This window comes from Niallia sp. Marseille-Q9988, from assembly GCF_976954375.1.
On the sequence record NZ_CDRJSZ010000002.1, the window covers coordinates 92,501 to 113,818 of the forward strand.

Consider the following 21,318-nt stretch of genomic DNA (forward strand, 5'->3'; position numbering starts at 1 on the left):
GGCAACTTCCTTTACTAAGAAAGCTTTTAATATCTTTATGTGTTCACACTCTAATACCGTTCTCGCAGTAATTATTGGTCTATTTGTTCGTACATATATATCTTCTGCTAAAATACTTCCTGGATTTAACTCTTCCACATTTATAATCATTTGAAACCACCTTATAATAACGGACTTTTTTACTATTTTAATGTATTTTTTTTGAAATGCAACCCCATTCAAATAAGACTATACACCTAAAATGATTTATAAATGATTTTTTTATAGCAATGCACGATGTTTTACGTAAATCTTAAAATATTTATTTACCTCTAAAGAACATAAAAAAATGCCTTAAGGTTTCCCCTAAGACATTCAAAGTATATTACTCGTTTGAATCCGCATCATTTTCTAAAGACTCTTGTTGCGTTTCTTCAGAAAGTTCATCCGCTTCCTCTATTTCATCTTCTTTTTCTACAATAGCAACAGTAGCAACAAATTCATTCTCATTTTCATTTAATTTAATCAATCGAACACCTTGTGTGCTTCTGCCCATAGTTGAGATATCACTTACAGCCATTCTGATTAAAACGCCACCTGTTGTGATAATCATTAAATCTTCTTCCCCGTTCACTACTTTCATTGAAACAAGGGTTCCATTCTTATCGGTGATATTACATGTTTTGATCCCTTTTCCGCCTCTACCTTGAACTCTATATTCATTGATTGGCGTTCTTTTTCCGTATCCATATTTAGTTACAACTAGAATTTCGGAATTTTCTTCAAGTACTTCCATTCCTACCACTTCATCATCAGATGATAAAGTAATACCTTTTACCCCTGTTGCCGTTCTACCCATGGAACGTACATCTGTTTCTGGGAATCGAATAAGCAAACCATTTTTCGTTCCAATAATCATTTCCTTTGATCCATCTGTTAAGCGTACAGAGATTAACTCATCGCCCTCTCTTAAATTAACAGCGATTAGACCATTATTTCTTATATTAGCAAACGAAGATAATGGAGAACGTTTAGAGATTCCTTCTTTTGTGGTAAAGAATAGGTACCAATCATCTACAAATTCGGAAACAGGAATAATCGCATTTACCCACTCGTCTTTTTCCACACCTAAAAGGTTAATAATTGGGATACCTTTGGCTGTACGGCTGAATTCTGGAATTTCATACCCTTTCAAACGGTATACTTTCCCTTTATTCGTAAAGAATAGGATAGTATCATGGGTCGATGTGGAGCTTAGCTGTTCAACAAAGTCATCCTCATTTGTTCCCATTCCCTGAATTCCGCGTCCACCACGTCTTTGCGCTCGGTAAGTAGAAGCTGGTAGTCTCTTAATATAACCATTGTGAGTTAACGTAATGATAATATTTTCTTCCGGAATTAGATCTTCATCTTCTATTGTTTCAATTCCGCCAGCAACAATTTCTGTACGACGAATATCGTTAAAGCGCTCTTTTACTTCTAAAAGCTCTTCGCGGATAATTTCTAAGATTTTTTCTTCATCTGCTAGAATTGCTTTTAATTCAGCAATTAACTTCACTAATTCTCGATATTCGTCCTCGATTTTCTCTCTTTCCAAGCCAGTTAATCTTTGTAGACGCATATCTAGAATTGCTTGTGCTTGTTTTTCAGAAAGATTAAAATTCGTCATTAATCCTTCACGAGCAATATCTGTTGTACGAGAACTACGAATCAAGCTAATCACTTCATCTAAATGATCAAGCGCAATCCGCAAACCTTCTAAGATATGCGCTCTTGCTTCTGCTTTTCTTAATTCAAATTCTGTTCTTCTACGTATAATTACCTTTTGATGATCTAGATAATAAGCTAGACATTGTTTTAAGTTAAGTACCTTTGGTTGTCCATCTACTAGTGCAAGTAAATTGATACCAAAGCTTGTCTGCATAGCTGTATGCTTGTATAGGTTATTTAATAATACATTTGCATTTGCGTCTTTTCGAACTTCAATAACAATACGCATTCCAGTTCGGTCAGATTCGTCTCGTAAATCCGTGATGCCGTCAATTTTCTTATCACGTACTAGTTCTGCAATGCGTTCTACTAGTCTCGCTTTATTGACTTGATAAGGAATTTCTTTCACAATAATAACTTCCTTACCACTAGGCTTCACTTCAATTTCTACTCTAGCACGTAAAATAATAGAGCCTCTACCAGTTTCATACGCTTTTCTAATTCCACTTCTACCAACAATCATCCCATATGTAGGGAAGTCTGGTCCTGGTATGATTTCCATTAATTCAGGAATAGTGATATCTGGATTTTTACTAACTTCAAGAACACCGTCAATAATTTCTCCCAATTGATGTGGAGGAATATTGGTAGCCATTCCAACAGCTATCCCACTCGTACCATTTACAAGTAAATTGGGGAAACGAGAAGGTAATACTACTGGTTCTTTCTCTTCTCCATCAAAGTTTGGCTTATAATCAATTGTGTCTTTATTAATATCTCGCAATAACTCCATCGCTATTTTAGACATTCTAGCTTCTGTATAACGCATTGCCGCAGCTGAATCACCATCTACGGAACCAAAGTTTCCATGTCCATCAACGAGCATATAACGATAGTTGAAATCTTGTGCCATACGCACCATTGTTTCATAAACAGCACTATCACCATGTGGGTGATACTTCCCGATTACTTCTCCAACAATACGTGCAGATTTCTTGAACGGTTTATCTGAGTGCATTCCAAGATCATGCATTGCATATAAAATACGTCGATGCACGGGCTTTAAGCCATCTCGTACATCTGGAAGTGCACGAGAAACAATAACACTCATCGCATAATCTAAAAAGGAATCACGCATTTCTTTACTTATATTTCTATCTTTAATTTGAGAATTTGGCATATCAGCCATGGAAAGGAACCTCCTTAAGAAAACATTAGATTTTCTGCCTCATCTTAACGAATAGACGTAAGAGAAAAAGTCAAGTCTAATCGAATTCCTCATAATTAATAGGAATAACTAACGTCTAAAGAAATACACAAGGTGCCAATTAAATCAGCACCAAATTTCTTTCCCTATCTTTTAAACATCTAGATTTTTAACATAAGTTGCATTTTCTTCGATAAAGTTTCTCCGTGGCTCTACTTTATCACCCATAAGCATTTCGAATGTTTCATCTGCTTCAATCACATCATCTAAGCTTACCTGTAAAAGTACCCTTTTCTCAGGATCCATTGTTGTATCCCATAATTGCTCTGCATTCATTTCCCCTAATCCTTTATAACGTTGAATATTCGGCTTAGGATTAGCTGGCAAGTTGCTTAAAACTTGTTGCAATTGCGGATCACTATAGGCATATTCAAGCTTTTTCCCTTGTTTAATACTATATAAAGGTGGCTGTGCAATATAGATGTAGCCAGCTTCAACTATTTTTCTCATATAACGATAGAAGAAGGTTAACAATAGTGTTCGAATATGTGCTCCATCGACATCGGCATCTGTCATAATGACAATTTTATGATATCTTGCTTTCGATATATCATAATCATCACCAATTCCAGTACCAATTGCAGTAATCATGGAACGAACTTCATTATTGGACAAAATCCGATCTAATCTCGCCTTTTCTACGTTAAGGATTTTCCCTCTTAAAGGAAGTATCGCTTGGAAATGACGATCTCTCCCTGATTTTGCGGAACCACCTGCAGAGTCACCCTCTACAATGAATAGTTCGCTAATTTTGGGATCTCTTGAGGAGCAATCTGCCAATTTACCAGGTAAACTCGAAACTTCCAGTGCACTTTTTCGACGTGTTAATTCTCTTGCCTTCTTTGCTGCTATTCTTGCTCGTAAAGCCATTTGACCTTTATCGACAATTTTGCGAGCTACTGTGGGATTTTCTAAAAGGAATTTCTCCAGATGTTCTGAAAATACAGTATCTGTAATGGCACGGACTTCTGAATTTCCTAATTTCGTTTTTGTTTGTCCTTCAAATTGTGGGTCTGGATGCTTAACGGAAACAATTGCAACGATTCCTTCCCTAACATCCTCTCCAGAAAGATTTACATCCGATTCCTTTAATAGGCTGTTTTTTCTTGCATAATCATTAATCACACGAGTAAGTGCTGTTTTGAAACCAGACTCATGCGTTCCACCTTCATGTGTATTAATATTGTTAGCAAATGAAAAAATATTTCCTGTATATCCATCATTATATTGGAAAGAGATTTCAATGTTTATACCGTCTTTTTCTCCTTCAATATAAATTGGTTCCTCGAAAAGCACCTCTTTATTTCGATTTAAATGCTCTACATAAGATTTTATACCACCCTCATAATGGTATTCTTTCCTTTTTTCCATTCCTTCACGCGCATCTTCAATGGTAATCCGAATATCGCGATTTAAGAAAGCAAGTTCTCTGATACGGTTGGCCAATATTTCAAAATCATACTCTAACGTTTCTTTAAAAATATCACCATCTGGCTTAAAACGAGTAGTTGTACCAGTACGGTCTGTTTCACCGATAATTTTTAAATCAGCAACAGGAACACCCTTTTGATATTTTTGGTAATAGACATTTCCATCACGATGAACAAAAACCTCTAATTCAGTTGAAAGAGCATTTACAACAGAAGCACCAACACCATGAAGTCCTCCAGAAACTTTATAGCCTCCACCGCCAAATTTTCCTCCGGCATGAAGAACAGTCATGATTACTTCTACAGCAGGTCTTCCCATTTTCTCCTGAATACCAACAGGAATCCCGCGCCCATTATCTTTAACAGTAATACTATTATCCTTTTCAATGATGACATTAATCTCATTACAAAAACCAGCTAATGCCTCATCGATACTGTTGTCGACAATTTCCCAAACTAAATGGTGCAGACCTCGACTACTTGTTGACCCAATATACATTCCTGGTCTTTTTCTAACAGCCTCTAGGCCCTCTAAAACCTGTATCTGACTTTCATCATAAGATTGTTGTTCAACTGGATTTTGTTCCGTTGACATATTGATCACCTAACTTTCCATTAACATCGAAAAATTTTAACATTATTTTTTTGCATCCATTAGTACTCTTGAACAGTTAACTGGACTGTTCGCTTTTTTAACGTATTAGAAGCAATCGGTGAAAAATAGATAGTATTCTTCGTAATTACAATAGATTTATAAGATGAACCTTTCCCATTAGTCATTGCTTTTTGTCTATCTAAAAATTCTTTTGAAATAGGAGATGACTCTACCGTTTGTTTATCTAGTATAGTAATAATTTCTGAAGTTCGCACAAGAATATTTTCTCCAATATGAACGTACACTTTTTCACCTCAAAGCTATTGAATCTTTTTAATCGTTCCTGATTCAACCTGAAAAGTTGCTGCTTCTTTTAAAGTATGATGGTCTATACCATCAACACTGGTTGTTGTAACAAAGGTCTGAACCTTTCCTTGAATGGTATTTAACAAATGAGATTGACGATAATCATCTAATTCAGAAAGCACATCATCTAAAAGTAGAATGGGATATTCTCGTATTTCTGAATAAATTAGTTCAATCTCTGCCATTTTAATGGATAACGCAGTTGTTCTTTGCTGTCCTTGTGAACCAAAAGTTTGCACATCTCTATTATTCACATAAAACAGCATATCATCACGATGAGGTCCAAATAAGGATATCCCTCGATCAATTTCTCTTTTTTTTAGACTTTGGAATTTTTCTTCGTATACACTCTTCATTTTCGACAAATCCTGATCTTCTGATACATCAACAGACGGTTTATAGCGAATTTCCAGTGTTTCTAGCCCCCGAGATATACCCTTATGAATCGGAACTGCCCACTTTTCCAGTAAGTGCAGGAATTCAAAACGCTTCGCTACCACTTTAACTGCCATATCTATAAATTGCTCTGTTAAAATCTCAAGCATTGTATGATCGGTTTGTTTATTTGTTTGTAGTTGTTTTAAGTAGGTATTTCGCTGGTGTAAAATTTTTTGATATTGTCCCATATCATGCAAATATATTGGTGATATTTGCCCTATTTCCATATCAATAAATCTTCTTCTAATTTGTGGGCTGCCTTTTACTAAGTTTAAATCTTCAGGTGCGAACATAACTACGTTCATATTGCCAATATATTGACTCAATTTCCGCTGCTCTATATGATTAAATTTTGCTTTTTTCCCTTTTTTGGCCACAACTAACTGCATGGGTACTTTCCCATGTGCTTTGACTAATCTACCTTCTATTTTAGCATACTCTTTGTCCCAATAAATAAGTTCTTTATCATTTGAGGTCCGATGAGATTTTGCCATTGCTAGAACATAGATAGATTCCATCACATTGGTTTTCCCTTGTGCATTTTCTCCTAGTATTACATTTACCTTATTCTCGAAAGAAATATCCAGTTCCTCATAATTCCGGTAATTTCTTAAAAGCAACTCATCAATATACATTTGGGTTCACCCTTTTTTATAAAACAGTGTACTTGCCAAATGAAGGAATATTAATTTCATCACCACTTCTTAACTTTCTGCCTCTGCGCTGATCCTGTTCCCCATTAACAAATACCTCATATTCCCCTAGGAACCATTTTGCCATTCCACCTGATTGTATTAACTCTGCTACTTTTAAAAATTGACCCAATGTAATGTAATCCGTATCAATCTTAATTTGATTATCCATTTTTTCACTCTCTCAACTTTAGTCGTATCTATCTATTCTACTAAATAATTAATTGATACACAAAGAAAAGTGTAATATTTCTATAAATAGATAGGTAATATTCTAAATAGTGGGGGGAAAACAGTTTAAATAACACTTATTCCCTCTAGTGCATATTCATACATCTGCTAAATATAAATAAAATTGGGTGTTCATTAAAAAGAACACCCAATACTTTTAATAAGTTCTAACCGGTAATATAAGCTGTAAAGTGGAGTCATCATTTGTTGGATGAATAACAAACGGTCTCATCGCTCCAGTAAAACTAATTTTAACTTCAGATCCTTCAAGAACTTTTAATGCATCCATCATAAATTTCGCACTGAATGATATCTTTAACTCTTCCCCGCTAACAGATTCACTTACTAATTCTTCAATAACTTTCCCTATCTCAGGTGTAAAAGAAGAAATTTCTATTACATTTTCACCCATTGTCGAAAATTTAACGACATTATTTCGACCTTCACGCGCTAACAAAGAAGCACGATCAATTGATTGAAGAAATTCCTTAGAGTTTACAATGATATCTGTTTTACTTTCGGTTGGAATCAATCGATTTGTATCAGGGTAATTTCCTTCTAACAAACGAGAGAAGAAAAGAATATGCTTTGTTTTAAATAATATTTGGTTTTCTGTTACTAGAATTTCAACTGGTTCATCATGGTCATCCAAAATACGATTGAGCTCATTTAAACTTTTTCCTGGAATAACAATATTAAAAGTTTGCTCTGTTTCTGTTTCTATTTTTGCCTTTCTTAAAGCAAGGCGATGACTATCTGTTGCAATACAGATCAGGTCGTTATTTTCAATTTTCCAGTTTACTCCTGTCAACACTGGTCGTGTTTCTGAGGTGGACACTGCAAAAACAGTTTGTTTAATAATATTTTTTAATAAATCTGTTGGGACTTTTATCGAATTTTGTTCCGCGATTTGAGGTAAATGCGGATATTCTTCTGAATCGAGCCCATTTAGATTAAATTCTGATTTTCCTGAACGGATAGTAGTTTGCAAATTATCAACGACAATTTCAACTTGGTTGGTAGGAAGCTTTTTTACAATCTCACTAAAGAACTTTGCTTGCAATACGATGGAACCGGCTTGTTGGATCTCCACAATTTCTTGTTCATCTTCTTCTTTAGGAATGAAAGATTCAATCGAAATATCGGAGTCACTTCCAGTTAATGTTACTCCTTCTTCACTTGCGACAATTTTGATACCAGTAAGAATAGGAATGGTTGTTCTACTAGTGATTGCTTTCATAACATCTTGCACACTTTGAACAAGATTCTCTTTTTGGATGATGAATTTCATTAATTAATCCTCCGATTTAAATAATTTTTTAATGCAGTTCTAACTGCTTTTTTTTAATAATATATTGTTTTAAAAAATAGTAGTAAAAGTAGTAGGTCCTGTTAGTATGTGGATAACTAGGTTTAAGCAAGGAAACACAGTCTATCCACATGTTGATAGACTGTGTCTAAAGTAAGGTAAGTTATACACATTATCCTATCTAAACTTTTAAGAGTTCATTTATTTCTTTTAATTGCTTTTGAAGAAGTGAATCAGTTAAAAGCATTTTTGATATCTTTTCATGGGCATGAATAACAGTAGTATGATCTCGACCGCCAAACTCTTCACCGATTTTTGGTAAGGAGAAATCGGTTAATTCTCTTGATAGATACATAGCGATTTGTCTTGGAAATGCAATGGATTTTGTGCGTTTTTTTGCTTTAAAGTCCTCTAATTTAATATTAAACTGCTCTCCAACTATCTTTTGAATATCATGAATGGTTATTACTCGAGGTTTAGAGCTTGGAACAATATCCTTTAATGCTTCAGCTGCTAAATCAGCATTAATATCTTTATTAATTAAAGAAGAATAAGCAACAACGCGAATAAGTGCACCTTCTAACTCACGAATATTAGTATCAATTTGATTAGCAATATAAAGCATCACTTCATTTGGAATATCTAGTCCGTCGGCTTTAGCTTTTTTTCTCAAAATAGCAATCCGTGTCTCTAAGTCTGGTGGTGTAATATCTGTGATAAGACCCCATTCAAAGCGCGAGCGTAAGCGATCCTCTAGTGTTGGAATCTCTTTTGGAGGGCGGTCACTAGAGATGATAATTTGTTTGCTTTCCTCATGTAATGTGTTAAAAGTATGGAAAAATTCTTCTTGTGTTGATTCTTTTCCAGCAAGAAATTGAATATCATCTATTAAAAGTACATCTACATTTCGATATTTATCACGAAATTCGGCACCTTTGTTGTCACGGATACTATTAATAAATTCATTTGTGAATTTTTCAGAAGATAAATATACAACTTTAGCAGATGGATTATGATCTAAAACATAATGACCGATTGCATGCATTAAGTGCGTTTTTCCAAGTCCAACTCCTCCATAAATAAATAGAGGATTGTAGGCTTTTGCAGGCGCTTCGGCAACAGCAAGGGAAGCAGCGTGAGCAAAACGATTGCCAGATCCAATTACAAAAGTATCAAAAGTATACTTTGAATTTAAGATTGTTTGCTCAGTAACTTCCTCTTCCTTTTTCTTATGCTTTACAGAAATTTGCTGATCAAACTCCTCTTCTTTTTGATTCTGAGGAATAATAAATTTTACCAGAAGTTCTTCACCGGTAATTTCATATAGTATTTCAGCAATAAGCTGAGAATATCTTTCTTCTAACCAATCTCGTGCAAACTCATTAGGTGCTGTAACAACTAGTAAATCTCCCTGCAAAGAGTGGGCTTTTGTTGGTTTAAGCCATGTATCAAAACTGGGTTTGCTGATCTTTGTTTCAATCGTATTCAATGCATTATTCCAAAGATCTGTTATATTGTTCAAGTTATCCTCGCCTCCTTTACCTAAAGTTAAACGTTATTAGCCTTATTATTCTACTAACGAGCAGATCTATCTTAAACGTGCAGAAAAAGACATATTTTCATGTCGAATTTGTTTAAAAAACTTCGTGATTACTTCAAAAAAGATCAAAAAACAAAAAAAGAGCCTTAAAGCCTTAAGATAAAACTTCTAAAAAAACAAAAAAATAGACCAATCGATGCAATAATCGCTTATAGGATTTTATTTGTTCGATGGCTAACCAACTTAAATAATTTTTTACAAAAGACCATATTTCTTTATCCAAATTGTCCAATTCCTACAAAATAGGAATCATAAAAAAAGATTTTAGACAAAATAGTGCACCCTTGTGCATGCCAATATACAAGATTACAAGGAGCTTGTCCTTTTCATATGTGGAAAAATATATTATAAGGAAGATTAGTGGTATTTCGACAGTATCCACGGATTGTGGACAACTCTGTTCAGACACATAGAATAAGATGTCCACAGTTTATCCACAGATTGTGGATAATATAGTTATGCACAGATTTTATTCAGATGTGAAAACAAAACTATAATATCAAAAATTCATAAGAACTGCAATGCTTTTTAATATCTTATCCACAAGATAGCTAGGTTGTTAGTAATAAATGTCCACAAGGTATTAGTTTGTTGAAAAGTTGTAAATAACGATTGTGGAAAAAATAATCCCGTCGAAAATTATCCACAATCGTCGAAAAGATAGGAAAAACGACATAATAATAACTTGGTTTGTTTGAAAATATAATCAGAGCGAAGAGCTAGTTTTTCATTTTGAATTTTTATATCGTTTTTTTTACATAAAAATTGAAAGAAGAATTTTTGTAGAATAACCTAAATGATAAAAAATATTCGTTGGAAAATAGAATAGTTGGGAAGGATATGAAGTAGAATAGAAAATTATGTGGTATACTATTTTAATGACCTTAGAAATAGAGAGGGAAAGATCACCGAAGTTAACGTGATCTATAAATAATGATAAATAAAAATGAATAGTTGACAATTAATTATCTATGTTTATATAATTGTAAGGACTGTCTATAACAGCTATTCCTCAGGGAGGTGTCATATACAATGAAAAGAACTTATCAACCAAATAAACGTAAAAGAAGTAAAGTTCACGGATTCCGTAGCCGCATGAGCAGCTCAAATGGACGTAATGTCTTAGCTCGCCGTCGACGCAAAGGAAGAAAAGTATTATCAGCTTAGGCCACTGAAACGTCAGTGGTCTTTTTTCAATTAAAAGGGAAGGGAATGCTTTTAATAGAAGGACAGCCCTTCCTTTTTTTACAATATACTCATTTACTTACGTTATTATGCCTGTCTAATTTTCTTTCAAGGCTGTTTTTTTAAAATTGGTATTTTTCAATTGGGAAAAATTTATTAAAATAACTAGCAGTTGAGTTACGAAGACGCTAGGGGGAGCAGGGAGACCTAAAATTGGTTTTACCGAGGTGCTAAAGTCTACCCCTATGATAACCGGTGATAGGAAGGCTGCTGGTCACTGGCAACAAACTTTACGAAAAAGCCTCTTTTACAAAGAGAAGAATGTTAACTTGAAGGAATTGAAGGAGTTATAAACGTTGAGAAAAGAATTCAGAATTAAAAAAAATAAAGAATTTCAGTCGGTTTTTAAAAAAGGCCAATCCTTTGCTAATCGGCAGTTTGTTATTTATAAATTGGAAAAAGTGGATCAAGAGCATTTCCGAATCGGCCTTTCTGTCAGCAAAAAGATTGGAAACGCAGTTAAGCGAAATCAGATAAAACGCTATATTAGACAAGCGTTCCTTGAATTTGAAGATAAGTTGGAAAATAAGTATGATTATGTCATAATTGTAAGAAAGCCTGTTGCTGATATGGGTTTTGAAGAAGTAAAAAAGAGTCTTATCCATATTTTAAAAATAGCAAGGGTTCTATCCAAAAAGAATTAAGAGGAAAATCGCAGTTAAGCGTTTCCTATGATTCGTTTATCGGTTACAATACTTAATAAGTTAGATTTGAAAATCATGTTAAACAGGAGGATTTGCAGCTTGAATAAGAAATTTTTATTGATAGTTGGTCTGCTTTTTTTAATGACCATTTTAACAGGATGTACAGAGTTTAATCAACCGATAACTTCTGAAAGTGATGGAATCTGGAATGAGTTCATCGTATATCCACTATCTCAACTGATAATAAAGACAGCAGCCTTTGCTGGAGGTAGTTATGGTATTTCCATTATTATCGTAACTATATTAGTTAGACTAGTTATATTGCCGCTTATGATTAAACAAACGAAAAATAGTAAAGCAATGCAAGCAATTCAGCCGCAGATGAAAGAACTGCAACAAAAATATAGCTCTAAAGATCAAAAGACACAACAAAAGCTCCAAGAAGAAACGATGAAGCTTTTCCAAGAAAATAAAGTAAACCCATTGTCAGGATGCTTCCCTCTAATAGTACAAATGCCGATACTGATTGGGTTTTATCATGCTATTTCTCGTACAAGAGAAATTGCTTCTCATGATTTCTTATGGTTCAGTCTAGGGCAGCCAGATCCAATTTACTTATTGCCAATCTTAGCTGGTGTAACGACATTTTTCCAAACAAAATTATCGATGGCTGGAGCACCGCCAAATCCACAAATGCAAATGATGGTTTGGATAATGCCAGTTATGATTTTAGTATTTGCTATTAATTTCCCTGCTGCATTATCACTTTACTGGGTAGTAGGTAATATCTTTACCATTATACAAACGTATTTTATTAAAGGTCCTGAAATTAAAAATGCTAGTCAAACTAGCAAAGCAGGAGGAGCGAAGAAGTGAAAGAAATTACTGCCGTAGGACAAACAGTCGACGCAGCAGTGGAGTCAGCTTTAGCTCAGCTTAAGACAACAAAGAATCAGGTTGAAGTCATTGTTGTTGATGAAGAAAGAAAAGGATTTCTCGGTTTTGGTTCTAGATCTGCGAAAGTAATAGTAAAGAAAAAGGTAGATCCAGTTGAATCCGTAAAAAATTTTTTAAAAGATGTTAGTGAAAAAATGGGCGTTCCTATTGAAATTCGAGTGAAGCAAAATGGAAAAAATATTCTATATGAATTATCTGGTGAAAAAATTGCTTTGCTGATAGGAAAAAGAGGACAAACTCTTAATTCTATTCAATATTTAGCACAATTGGTAATTAATAGAGAATCTACAGGATATTTTAAAGTGATATTAGATGCGGAAGGTTATCGAGAACGTAGAAAACAAGCTTTAATTCATTTAGCCGAAAGAATAGCCTATAAAGCGGTGAAGATTGGAAAAGAAATCCCGCTTGAACCGATGCCTGCAGATGAAAGAAAAACGATTCATACTGCGCTGGTTTCCTTTAAAGGTGTAAAAACGTATTCCTCAGGAGAGGATGCGAAGCGACATATTATTGTTGCGCCAATAAGGGGAAAAAAATAGTTTTAAAAAAAGATCGTCTTTCCAAATGGGAAACGATCTTTTTTTTTGTATAAAAATCTCCTCATCTTGTCTGCCTCTGCATGGCAATGTAATATTTTTTCAAAAATTTTTAAGCCTCCTAATGCATATATTCTAGCGAAATATTATGTTCAAATAATATTCTATTTAAATAAAAATGAATAAGAAAAAAAGCATGCTCTTTGTTTCTCATCTTAGCTGTTAGGTAGATTGCTGAAGAACAGGATAATGGAAATAACACAAAAAAAGTGAAGTCCTTCGGTTTTGTAATTTTATTTTTCGTTTTATTGTTATTCACATGTGGATAAGATAGAATGGTATATAACGATAAAAGAGAATGTGGATAAGTGTGCGGATTTTTTTCTTTTTTTACATTTGTGGATATGTTAATCTAATCTAATGTAATCATGTCAAAGGTGAATACAATCATTTTATATAGATATATTTTTTTGAATTGAGGTGAAAAAGATGGAATTGGATACAATTGCTGCGATATCGACTCCAATGGGTGAGGGAGCGATCGCAATTGTTCGAATGAGTGGTCCAGATTCAATTAAAATTGCAGACAAGCTCTTCAAAAGTATAGGTAATAAAAAGTTAATGGAGGTAGCAAGTCATACAATCCATTATGGGCATATTATAGATCCAGCAACAGACGAGGTTGTGGAAGAAGTAATGGTATCGTTGATGAGAGGACCGAAAACTTTTACCAAAGAGGATGTTATTGAAATTAACTGTCATGGCGGATTAGCTTCTGTAAATCGATTATTGCAATTGACAACTTCTTATGGTGCTAGAATTGCAGAACCTGGGGAATTTACCAAAAGGGCTTTTTTAAATGGACGAATCGATCTTTCTCAAGCAGAAGCGGTAATGGATTTAATAAGAGCTAAAACAGATCGTGCGATGAATGTTGCGCTTGGTCAAATGGAAGGAAGGTTATCAAAATTAATTAGACATTTGCGCCAAGAAATCTTAGAAACATTAGCACAAGTAGAGGTTAATATTGATTATCCAGAATACGATGATGTAGAAGAAATGACACAAAAAGTCATGATTGAAAAATCGGCGTATATCAAAACAGAGATTGAAAAGCTATTACAGACCTCTCAACAAGGTAAGATTCTCCGCGAAGGACTGGCAACCGTTATTGTTGGCAGACCGAATGTTGGAAAATCCTCTTTATTGAACAGTTTAGTACAAGAAAATAAAGCAATCGTAACAGACATTCCAGGTACAACGAGAGATGTAATTGAAGAATATGTGAATGTACGCGGAGTTCCACTTCGTTTGCTAGATACAGCAGGAATTCGGGAAACAGAAGATATCGTAGAACGAATTGGCGTCGAAAAGTCACGAAAAGTGTTAAGAGAAGCGGATTTAATTTTACTTGTCCTAAATTATGCAGATGAATTAACCGAAGAGGATAAGAATATCTTCAAGGCTACAGAAGGCATGGATTATATAGTAATCGTCAATAAAACAGATTTACCTCAAAAAATTGATTTGGAGAAAGTAAGAGAACTTGCGGGAAATCGCAAAGTTATCACAACATCTTTAGTAGAAGAAAACGGAGTCGACTTATTAGAGGAAGCGATATCTAGTCTATTTTTTGCAGGCTCTATTGAAGCAAGTGATATGACTTATGTTTCTAATTCAAGACATATTTCCTTATTAAGCCAAGCGATGCGGGCGATAAGCGATGCAATTGAAGGAGCAGAAAATGGCACACCTATAGATATTGTACAAATTGATTTAACAAGAACCTGGGAGATACTTGGTGAAATTATTGGTGAGAGTGTGCACGAAAGTTTAATCAATCAGTTGTTTTCTCAGTTCTGTTTAGGGAAATAAGTGATTTTAATGAGAACACTGAAAAAGTAAGTTTCTCCAAATTAAATACGGATTTATGTATTTGAAAAAAGAAATACCTAAATTTAAAAGTTGGCCACCGACATTATGATTAAATGGCAGTTTTTCAGTGGCCTCTATGGAAATGAAGCAGAGTCTTGAGAAATAGAATACCAGCTAATTTAGCCATCAATAAAAGTAACTAAAAACGTATTTCTTAAAAGAAAGTTTAGAAAGAAGGAGGCATCATGATGCAGTACGAAGCTGGAAATTATGATGTGATTGTCATTGGTGCAGGTCATGCTGGCTGTGAGGCTGGCCTTGCAGCAGCTAGAATAGGTGCCAAAACATTAATGTTAACGATAAATTTAGATATGGTCGCATTTATGCCATGTAATCCATCTGTCGGAGGACCCGCAAAAGGGATTGTTGTAAGGGAAATTGACGCACTTGGCGGCGAGATGGGGAAAAATATAGATAAAACATATATTCAAATGAGAATGCTAAACACAGGAAAAGGTCCTGCTGTACGTGCCTTAAGAGCTCAGGCAGATAAATATATGTATCAACATGAAATGAAGAAGACGTTAGAAAATGAACCAAATCTAACGTTGATTCAAGGAATGGTAGAAGAACTAATCGTTGAGGATCAAGTTGTCAAAGGAGTTATTACGAAAACAGGTGCTACGTATCGAGCAAAAACGATTGTCGTAACTACTGGTACGTACCTTCGTGGAGAAATTATTTTAGGAGAGCTTAAATACTCCAGCGGTCCGAATAATCAACAGCCTTCCATCCGTTTATCGGAGCACTTAGAAGCACTAGGATTTGATTTAGTGCGTTTTAAAACCGGAACACCACCTCGTGTAAATAGTCATTCTATTGACTACTCTAAGACTGAAATACAGCCTGGTGATGATGTTCCAAGAGCCTTTTCTTATGAAACAACCAAATTTATTACAGATCAGCTTCCTTGTTGGTTAACATATACCAATGAAAAGACACATCAAATTATTGATTCGAATTTACATCGTTCCCCAATGTATTCAGGAATGATCAAAGGGACAGGACCACGCTATTGTCCATCAATTGAAGATAAAGTGGTCCGATTCAATGATAAACCAAGACATCAAATTTTCTTAGAGCCAGAGGGGAAAAATACACAAGAAGTTTATGTTCAAGGATTATCGACAAGCTTACCTGAAGATGTTCAACAGGAAATATTAAGAACAATCCCAGGTTTAGAAAATGTCCAAATGATGCGAGCGGGATATGCAATTGAATATGATGCCATTGTTCCTACACAATTATGGCCAACATTAGAAACGAAGAAGATTAAAAATCTATATACTGCTGGTCAAATTAATGGAACTTCAGGATATGAAGAAGCTGCAGGCCAAGGTTTAATGGCTGGTATTAATGCTGGTTTAAATGCAATAGGAAAAGAGGAAGTTATCTTAAGCCGCTCTGATGCATACATCGGTGTTTTAATTGATGACTTAGTAACAAAAGGCACAAACGAGCCATATCGACTCTTAACATCAAGAGCAGAATACCGCTTACTACTTCGTCATGATAACGCAGATTTACGTTTAACAGATATTGGATATAAAATTGGTCTTATATCTGAAGAGCGCTTTATGAAATTCTCTGATAAAAAGCAATTAATCGAACAAGAGAAGCAACGTTTAAGCGAAGTAATGCTAAAGCCAAATGAGCAAGTTCAAAATCTGATTAAAGAGCAAGGTGGAAGCGAATTAAAAGATGGTATAAGAGCAGGAGATTTATTAAAACGCCCTGAAATGAATTATAGCCATATTGAACAGCTTGCACCAAGCGAAATAGATTTAACAGAAGATATCAAAGAACAAGTAGAAATTCAAATTAAATATGAAGGATATATCGAGAAATCCTTACAGCAAGTGGAAAGACTAAAGAAAATGGAAAACAAGAAAATTCCTGAGAATATTGATTATGATGCGATCTCTAGTCTTGCAACGGAAGCGGTACAGAAATTAAAAAAAGTTCGTCCATTATCCATTGCACAGGCATCGAGAATTTCTGGTGTAAACCCAGCAGATATATCTATTTTATTAGTTTATTTAGAACAAGGAAAAATAGCTCGTGTTTAATCTCTGAATAGAAAGGGTTCATGCATGAAAACGGAAGATTTTATTCAAATGTTGTCTGATAAAGGAATTACTTTATCAGACCAGCAAATAAAACAGTTTGAGCTCTACTTTGAAACATTGGTAGAGTGGAATGAAAAAATGAATTTAACAGCAATTACAGAAAAATCGGATGTTTATTTAAAGCATTTCTATGATTCCATCACTGCTGGATTTTACTATAATGGGTTTCACGATGCTGTACATGTATGCGACGTTGGTGCAGGGGCAGGTTTTCCAAGCATCCCTTTAAAAATTGTTTTTCCTGATTTAAAGGTAACGATTGTCGATTCTTTGAAAAAAAGAATTCATTTTCTTGAACACTTAGCATCTCAACTAGAGCTGAAAGAGGTTAACTTTATTCATGACCGAGCAGAAACATTTGGCCAAAATAAAGCATTTCGTGAATCCTTTGATATTGTAACTGCACGAGCAGTAGCACGACTCTCTGTTTTAAGTGAACTTTGTTTGCCACTAGCAAAGGTTGGAGGTACTTTTGTTGCAATGAAAGCAGCAAGTGCCAAAGAGGAAATCGAAGCGGGGAAAAAGGCTGTAAGTCTATTAGGAGGAAAGATTCAAACAACACACTCCTTTTTATTGCCAGTTGAAGAAAGTGAAAGAAATATTATCATAATTGAAAAAGAAAAGCCAACACCTAAAAAGTATCCAAGAAAACCTGGAACTCCTAATAAAGAACCAATTGAATAGGTGAAAGCACAGATTTATGTCTGATAATTTAGTTTCTGAAGTTATCCGATTCTTTATATGATATTCTTCCATCCCTTCCTGCGTGAAGTAGGGATGGGAGCTTATTAATAAGACGGGAAAAATAATTATTTTATATTAGGTTGTTTTCAAAAAGATTGATTTTCATTCATAAAAGATATAATTATAGAGAAAATTAAGGAGCAGGCTCATGGTAAGAGTCTGGTAATAGCAACAACTTTATGAAAACAGCTATAAGTTATTACGAAAGAAATAAGAGAATGATATAATCATTCATAAGATTAGAACTATATCAACTATCATATCTACTATATAATATACCTATAATTGTCATATTCTATGAAATTTCGAGAAGTTTCTACTTTAAGTTAGATGACTTTGCAGGGATTAATGTTTCATATAGAGAATAACTAATAGGGAGTTTTGTAAAGGTGGTGCAGGGTGATGAAGCCTTCTTTCTCACGATTTTTTGGACTAGGCGAAAAAGGAGAGCAAATAGAAGATGCTAGTCAAATAAGTGCAGATGCTGCTCAAGAGGAGATCGAGAGTATGGGAAGTAATGAAGAAGTTAGACGAATCCCAATTAATCAGATTGTTCCTAACCGTTTTCAACCAAGAACGGTATTTGATGATGAAAAAATTGAAGAATTAGCTCGTACAATCCATACACATGGTATTATACAACCCATCGTATTAAGAGAATATGAAGAAGATAAATTTGAAATCATTGCTGGAGAACGAAGATGGAGAGCAATGAAAAAACTTGGTTGGGAAGAAGCGCCAGCAATTATAAAAAACATGAGCGACACAGAAACTGCTTCTGTTGCACTTATAGAGAATCTTCAAAGGGAAGAGCTTTCTCCAATTGAAGAAGCGATTGCCTATGGCAAATTATTAGAGCTCCACAATCTTACCCAAGAGGCACTTGCCCAAAGATTAGGCAAAGGGCAGTCGACTGTAGCAAATAAATTAAGACTTCTTAAATTGCCAGAAGAAATTCAAGAAGCATTATTAAATAAAGAGATTTCTGAGCGTCATGCTCGTTCCATGATTCCTTTAAAAGAACGGGAAAAACAAATCCAGCTATTACAAGAAATCATGGAAAAGAGCTTAAATGTAAAGCAAACAGAAGAGCGTGTCGTGAAAATGCTTGAACAATCAAAGCAGAAACCGAAGCCAAAAAGAAAGGCATTTAGCAAAGATATGCGGATTGCAGTAAATACCATTCGTCAGTCGCTGAATATGGTTTCTGATAGTGGAATTAATTTAAATGCCGAAGAAGAAGAGTTTGAAGATTTTTATCAATTTACGATAAAAATTCCGAAAAAGAAATAATACTTAAATAGCTTCTTATCTAGAATTATAATTTGTACTTATTTATAGATTTTGGGCTCTGTTAAATCCAACTCCATAAAAGATAGTAAAAATACTTATTTAACAGAGCATATTTTTTTGTGAGAATAATAGCCATTTATGCTGGTTCTCACTTTTTTATATGATTTTATTCCTCAAAGGATAACCACAAGTATAAACTGAAACCTCCATTTCTGATTTTAATAGGATTTTTTCTAAGCGAAATAACTAGTTGAATCCTTATTAAATGCTTGAAATAATAGGCTTTATAACTTCTTTCATACTATTAATATATTTATATTTTCCTCCACTAATTCAGATTAACAGAAAAAGTGACGATATTTAGAAGTTTTCATGATAAAATAATATACGTGATTACAATAGGCATGGAATTGGCCATGTTGTAATCTATTCATGTTTTTTAACCAATAAATTGTCTTATAGTTTAAAAGGCTATAAACGATTCAATCTTTTTATATTAAGCAGCCATCTTGCGTCGATTATATATTTCGTAGCTCGTATGGAATTAAAGGTAGGTGACATCATGGGTAAAATTATTACTGTTGCTAACCAAAAGGGCGGAGTTGGAAAAACAACTACATCGGTTAATCTTGGCTCTTGTTTAGCATATATCGGAAAAAGAGTGCTATTAGTAGATATTGATCCACAAGGAAATGCTACTAGTGGTGTAGGTATTGAAAAAGCTGATGTTGATCATTGTATCTATGATGTGTTAGTGGATGATCTAGAGGCAAGAATGGTGATAAAACAGACAAATGTGGAGAATTTGGATGTTATACCTGCAACGATTCAATTAGCTGGAGCGGAAATAGAGCTTGTTTCTACTATTTCCAGAGAAGTAAGATTGAAAAGAGCTTTAGACGAGGTCAAACACAATTATGATTATATTTTAATAGATTGTCCTCCTTCTTTAGGATTATTAACGATTAATGCGTTGACTGCATCGGACGCAGTATTGATACCTGTTCAATGTGAATATTACGCTTTAGAAGGATTAAGTCAGCTATTAAATACGGTTCGACTTGTTCAAAAGCATTTAAATCATGACTTGGCAATTGAGGGTGTGTTGCTAACAATGCTAGATGCTAGAACAAATCTAGGTTTACAAGTTATTGAGGAAGTTAAAAAGTATTTCCAAGATAAAGTCTATAAAACAATTATTCCGAGAAATATTCGATTATCAGAAGCGCCGAGTCATGGGGAACCAATAATCATTTATGATCCAAAATCACGTGGCGCTGAAGTATATTTGGATCTTGCGAAGGAAGTGGTTACTAGTGGCTAAAGGACTTGGAAAAGGGTTAGATGCATTCTTTCCTAAATTAGATGCCGAGAAGGAAGAAATTGTGCAGGAAATAAGCATCAATGAATTGCGACCTAATCCTTATCAGCCTAGAAAATTCTTCGATGAGGAAGCAATTGAGGAATTGAGGCTTTCTATTCTAGAACATGGGATTCTTCAACCAATTATTGTTCGAAAAAGCATCAAAGGCTATGAAATAGTTGTTGGGGAACGCAGATATCGTGCTGCTAAAGAGGCTAAACTAGCGACTATCCCTGCAGTTGTTCGGCAACTATCGGAACAGCAAATGATGGAATTAGCAGTACTCGAGAACCTTCAAAGAGAAGATTTATCACCAATTGAAGAAGGTCATGCCTATCAGACATTGATGAAAAAATTAAAGCTGACACAAGAAGAGCTAGCAAAACGTTTAGGGAAAAGCAGACCACATATTGCCAATCATGTTCGTTTACTATCACTTCCAAAAGCTGTTCAAAATTATATTTCTGACGGTAAAATATCAATGGGACATGGAAGAACTTTATTAGGCTTGAAAAATAAAGATAAGCTTCCAGCAATAGTTGATAAAGTTATTAAAGAGGGATTAAATGTACGCCAGTTGGAACAATTAATTCAGCTTTTAAATGAGAATGTTTCACGTGAAACAAAAAAAGAAAAACCCGCACAGAAAAATATTTTTATTAAAGAGCAGGAGTCCTTTCTTCGTGAAAGATTTGGAACAACCGTTCATATTAAGCAAAAGAAAAATAAAGGGAAAATTGAAATTGAATTTTTCTCAGAAGAGGATTTGGCACGCATTCTCCATTTGTTTGAATTAGAAAATGAAAATTAAAAAAAGCCTCTAAAAAAAGATATGTTACAATCGGCAAGCTG

The 21,318-nt window shown here is 34.5% G+C and carries 18 protein-coding genes (1 of these 18 running past the window's edge); 10 read left to right on the top strand and 8 right to left on the bottom strand.

Annotation, left to right across the window (positions count from 1 at the left end):
- The 8 genes from ACWNMZ_RS02870 to dnaA form a co-directional block, all read right to left on the bottom strand.
- Positions 1-150, bottom strand: partial view of an HD-GYP domain-containing protein gene (locus tag ACWNMZ_RS02870; RefSeq protein ID WP_235251878.1) — the beginning only. Its footprint begins 927 nt before the window's first position; only the first 150 of its 1,077 coding nucleotides appear in the window; it begins with the start codon at positions 148-150; its stop codon lies beyond the left edge, outside the window.
- 214 nt (positions 151-364) lie between these two features.
- Positions 365-2,878, bottom strand: coding sequence for a DNA gyrase subunit A (gyrA, locus tag ACWNMZ_RS02875; protein ID WP_031535629.1), 2,514 nt, complete (start codon positions 2,876-2,878; stop codon positions 365-367).
- Positions 2,879-3,049: 171 nt separating this feature from the next.
- On the bottom strand, positions 3,050-4,981 hold the full coding sequence (gene gyrB / locus ACWNMZ_RS02880; protein ID WP_031535627.1) for a DNA topoisomerase (ATP-hydrolyzing) subunit B: 1,932 nt from the start codon (positions 4,979-4,981) through the stop codon (positions 3,050-3,052).
- A gap of 59 nt (positions 4,982-5,040) precedes the next feature.
- A complete protein-coding gene (gene remB, locus ACWNMZ_RS02885) occupies positions 5,041-5,286 on the bottom strand; it encodes an extracellular matrix regulator RemB (protein WP_031535625.1) in 246 nt (81 codons plus the stop codon).
- Positions 5,287-5,301: 15 nt separating this feature from the next.
- The gene (recF, locus tag ACWNMZ_RS02890) at positions 5,302-6,420 is read right to left on the bottom strand and encodes a DNA replication/repair protein RecF (protein WP_031535623.1); all 1,119 of its coding nucleotides are present in this window, start codon (positions 6,418-6,420) and stop codon (positions 5,302-5,304) included.
- A 16-nt stretch (positions 6,421-6,436) separates the two neighbouring features.
- Positions 6,437-6,649, bottom strand: a complete 213-nt coding sequence (yaaA, locus tag ACWNMZ_RS02895; RefSeq protein WP_031535621.1) for a S4 domain-containing protein YaaA — start codon at positions 6,647-6,649, stop codon at positions 6,437-6,439.
- Positions 6,650-6,865: 216 nt separating this feature from the next.
- On the bottom strand, positions 6,866-7,999 hold the full coding sequence (dnaN, locus tag ACWNMZ_RS02900; protein ID WP_031535619.1) for a DNA polymerase III subunit beta: 1,134 nt from the start codon (positions 7,997-7,999) through the stop codon (positions 6,866-6,868).
- Positions 8,000-8,198: 199 nt separating this feature from the next.
- Entirely contained in the window at positions 8,199-9,539 is a 1,341-nt protein-coding gene (gene dnaA / locus ACWNMZ_RS02905; protein ID WP_031535617.1) for a chromosomal replication initiator protein DnaA, read from the bottom strand.
- A 1,110-nt stretch (positions 9,540-10,649) separates the two neighbouring features.
- Between dnaA and rpmH the strand changes: the two genes are divergently transcribed.
- From rpmH to ACWNMZ_RS02955, 10 genes are all read left to right on the top strand, one after another.
- Positions 10,650-10,784, top strand: coding sequence for a 50S ribosomal protein L34 (rpmH, locus tag ACWNMZ_RS02910; RefSeq protein WP_016201470.1), 135 nt, complete (start codon positions 10,650-10,652; stop codon positions 10,782-10,784).
- Between the two features lie 374 nt (positions 10,785-11,158).
- Complete coding sequence (rnpA, locus tag ACWNMZ_RS02915; RefSeq protein WP_048718118.1) at positions 11,159-11,506, top strand: ribonuclease P protein component; 348 nt, start codon at positions 11,159-11,161, stop codon at positions 11,504-11,506.
- Positions 11,507-11,647: 141 nt separating this feature from the next.
- Positions 11,648-12,382, top strand: coding sequence for a YidC family membrane integrase SpoIIIJ (spoIIIJ, locus tag ACWNMZ_RS02920; RefSeq protein ID WP_435406664.1), 735 nt, complete (start codon positions 11,648-11,650; stop codon positions 12,380-12,382).
- Positions 12,379-13,005, top strand: a complete 627-nt coding sequence (jag, locus tag ACWNMZ_RS02925) for an RNA-binding cell elongation regulator Jag/EloR (RefSeq protein WP_349204550.1) — start codon at positions 12,379-12,381, stop codon at positions 13,003-13,005. The genes spoIIIJ and jag overlap by 4 nt, the downstream gene beginning before the upstream one ends.
- Before the next feature lie 486 nt (positions 13,006-13,491).
- Entirely contained in the window at positions 13,492-14,877 is a 1,386-nt protein-coding gene (gene mnmE, locus ACWNMZ_RS02930; RefSeq protein WP_109768482.1) for a tRNA uridine-5-carboxymethylaminomethyl(34) synthesis GTPase MnmE, read from the top strand.
- Between the two features lie 248 nt (positions 14,878-15,125).
- Positions 15,126-17,006, top strand: a complete 1,881-nt coding sequence (gene mnmG, locus ACWNMZ_RS02935; RefSeq protein WP_031535604.1) for a tRNA uridine-5-carboxymethylaminomethyl(34) synthesis enzyme MnmG — start codon at positions 15,126-15,128, stop codon at positions 17,004-17,006.
- Positions 17,007-17,030: 24 nt separating this feature from the next.
- A complete protein-coding gene (gene rsmG / locus ACWNMZ_RS02940; protein ID WP_235251877.1) occupies positions 17,031-17,750 on the top strand; it encodes a 16S rRNA (guanine(527)-N(7))-methyltransferase RsmG in 720 nt (239 codons plus the stop codon).
- Positions 17,751-18,212: 462 nt separating this feature from the next.
- On the top strand, positions 18,213-19,103 hold the full coding sequence (noc, locus tag ACWNMZ_RS02945; protein ID WP_048718125.1) for a nucleoid occlusion protein: 891 nt from the start codon (positions 18,213-18,215) through the stop codon (positions 19,101-19,103).
- A gap of 562 nt (positions 19,104-19,665) precedes the next feature.
- The gene (locus ACWNMZ_RS02950; RefSeq protein ID WP_031535598.1) at positions 19,666-20,427 is read left to right on the top strand and encodes a ParA family protein; all 762 of its coding nucleotides are present in this window, start codon (positions 19,666-19,668) and stop codon (positions 20,425-20,427) included.
- Positions 20,420-21,277, top strand: a complete 858-nt coding sequence (locus ACWNMZ_RS02955; RefSeq protein WP_048718127.1) for a ParB/RepB/Spo0J family partition protein — start codon at positions 20,420-20,422, stop codon at positions 21,275-21,277. Before ACWNMZ_RS02950 ends, ACWNMZ_RS02955 begins: the two co-directional genes overlap by 8 nt.
- Positions 21,278-21,318 lie beyond the last annotated feature (41 nt).

Bases quoted from the DNA above. Each gene is read 5' to 3' on its own strand.
- noc (WP_048718125.1), top strand. From the start codon at position 18,213: ATGAAGCCTTCTTTCTCACGATTTTTTGGACTAGGCGAAAAAGGAGAG.
- mnmG (WP_031535604.1), top strand. From the start codon at position 15,126: ATGCAGTACGAAGCTGGAAATTATGATGTGATTGTCATTGGTGCAGGT.
- gyrA (WP_031535629.1), bottom strand. From the start codon at position 2,878: ATGGCTGATATGCCAAATTCTCAAATTAAAGATAGAAATATAAGTAAA.
- yaaA (WP_031535621.1), bottom strand. From the start codon at position 6,649: ATGGATAATCAAATTAAGATTGATACGGATTACATTACATTGGGTCAA.
- dnaN (WP_031535619.1), bottom strand. From the start codon at position 7,999: ATGAAATTCATCATCCAAAAAGAGAATCTTGTTCAAAGTGTGCAAGAT.
- gyrB (WP_031535627.1), bottom strand. From the start codon at position 4,981: ATGTCAACGGAACAAAATCCAGTTGAACAACAATCTTATGATGAAAGT.
- mnmE (WP_109768482.1), top strand. From the start codon at position 13,492: ATGGAATTGGATACAATTGCTGCGATATCGACTCCAATGGGTGAGGGA.
- ACWNMZ_RS02950 (WP_031535598.1), top strand. From the start codon at position 19,666: ATGGGTAAAATTATTACTGTTGCTAACCAAAAGGGCGGAGTTGGAAAA.
- recF (WP_031535623.1), bottom strand. From the start codon at position 6,420: ATGTATATTGATGAGTTGCTTTTAAGAAATTACCGGAATTATGAGGAA.
- rsmG (WP_235251877.1), top strand. From the start codon at position 17,031: ATGAAAACGGAAGATTTTATTCAAATGTTGTCTGATAAAGGAATTACT.
- spoIIIJ (WP_435406664.1), top strand. From the start codon at position 11,648: ATGACCATTTTAACAGGATGTACAGAGTTTAATCAACCGATAACTTCT.
- rpmH (WP_016201470.1), top strand. From the start codon at position 10,650: ATGAAAAGAACTTATCAACCAAATAAACGTAAAAGAAGTAAAGTTCAC.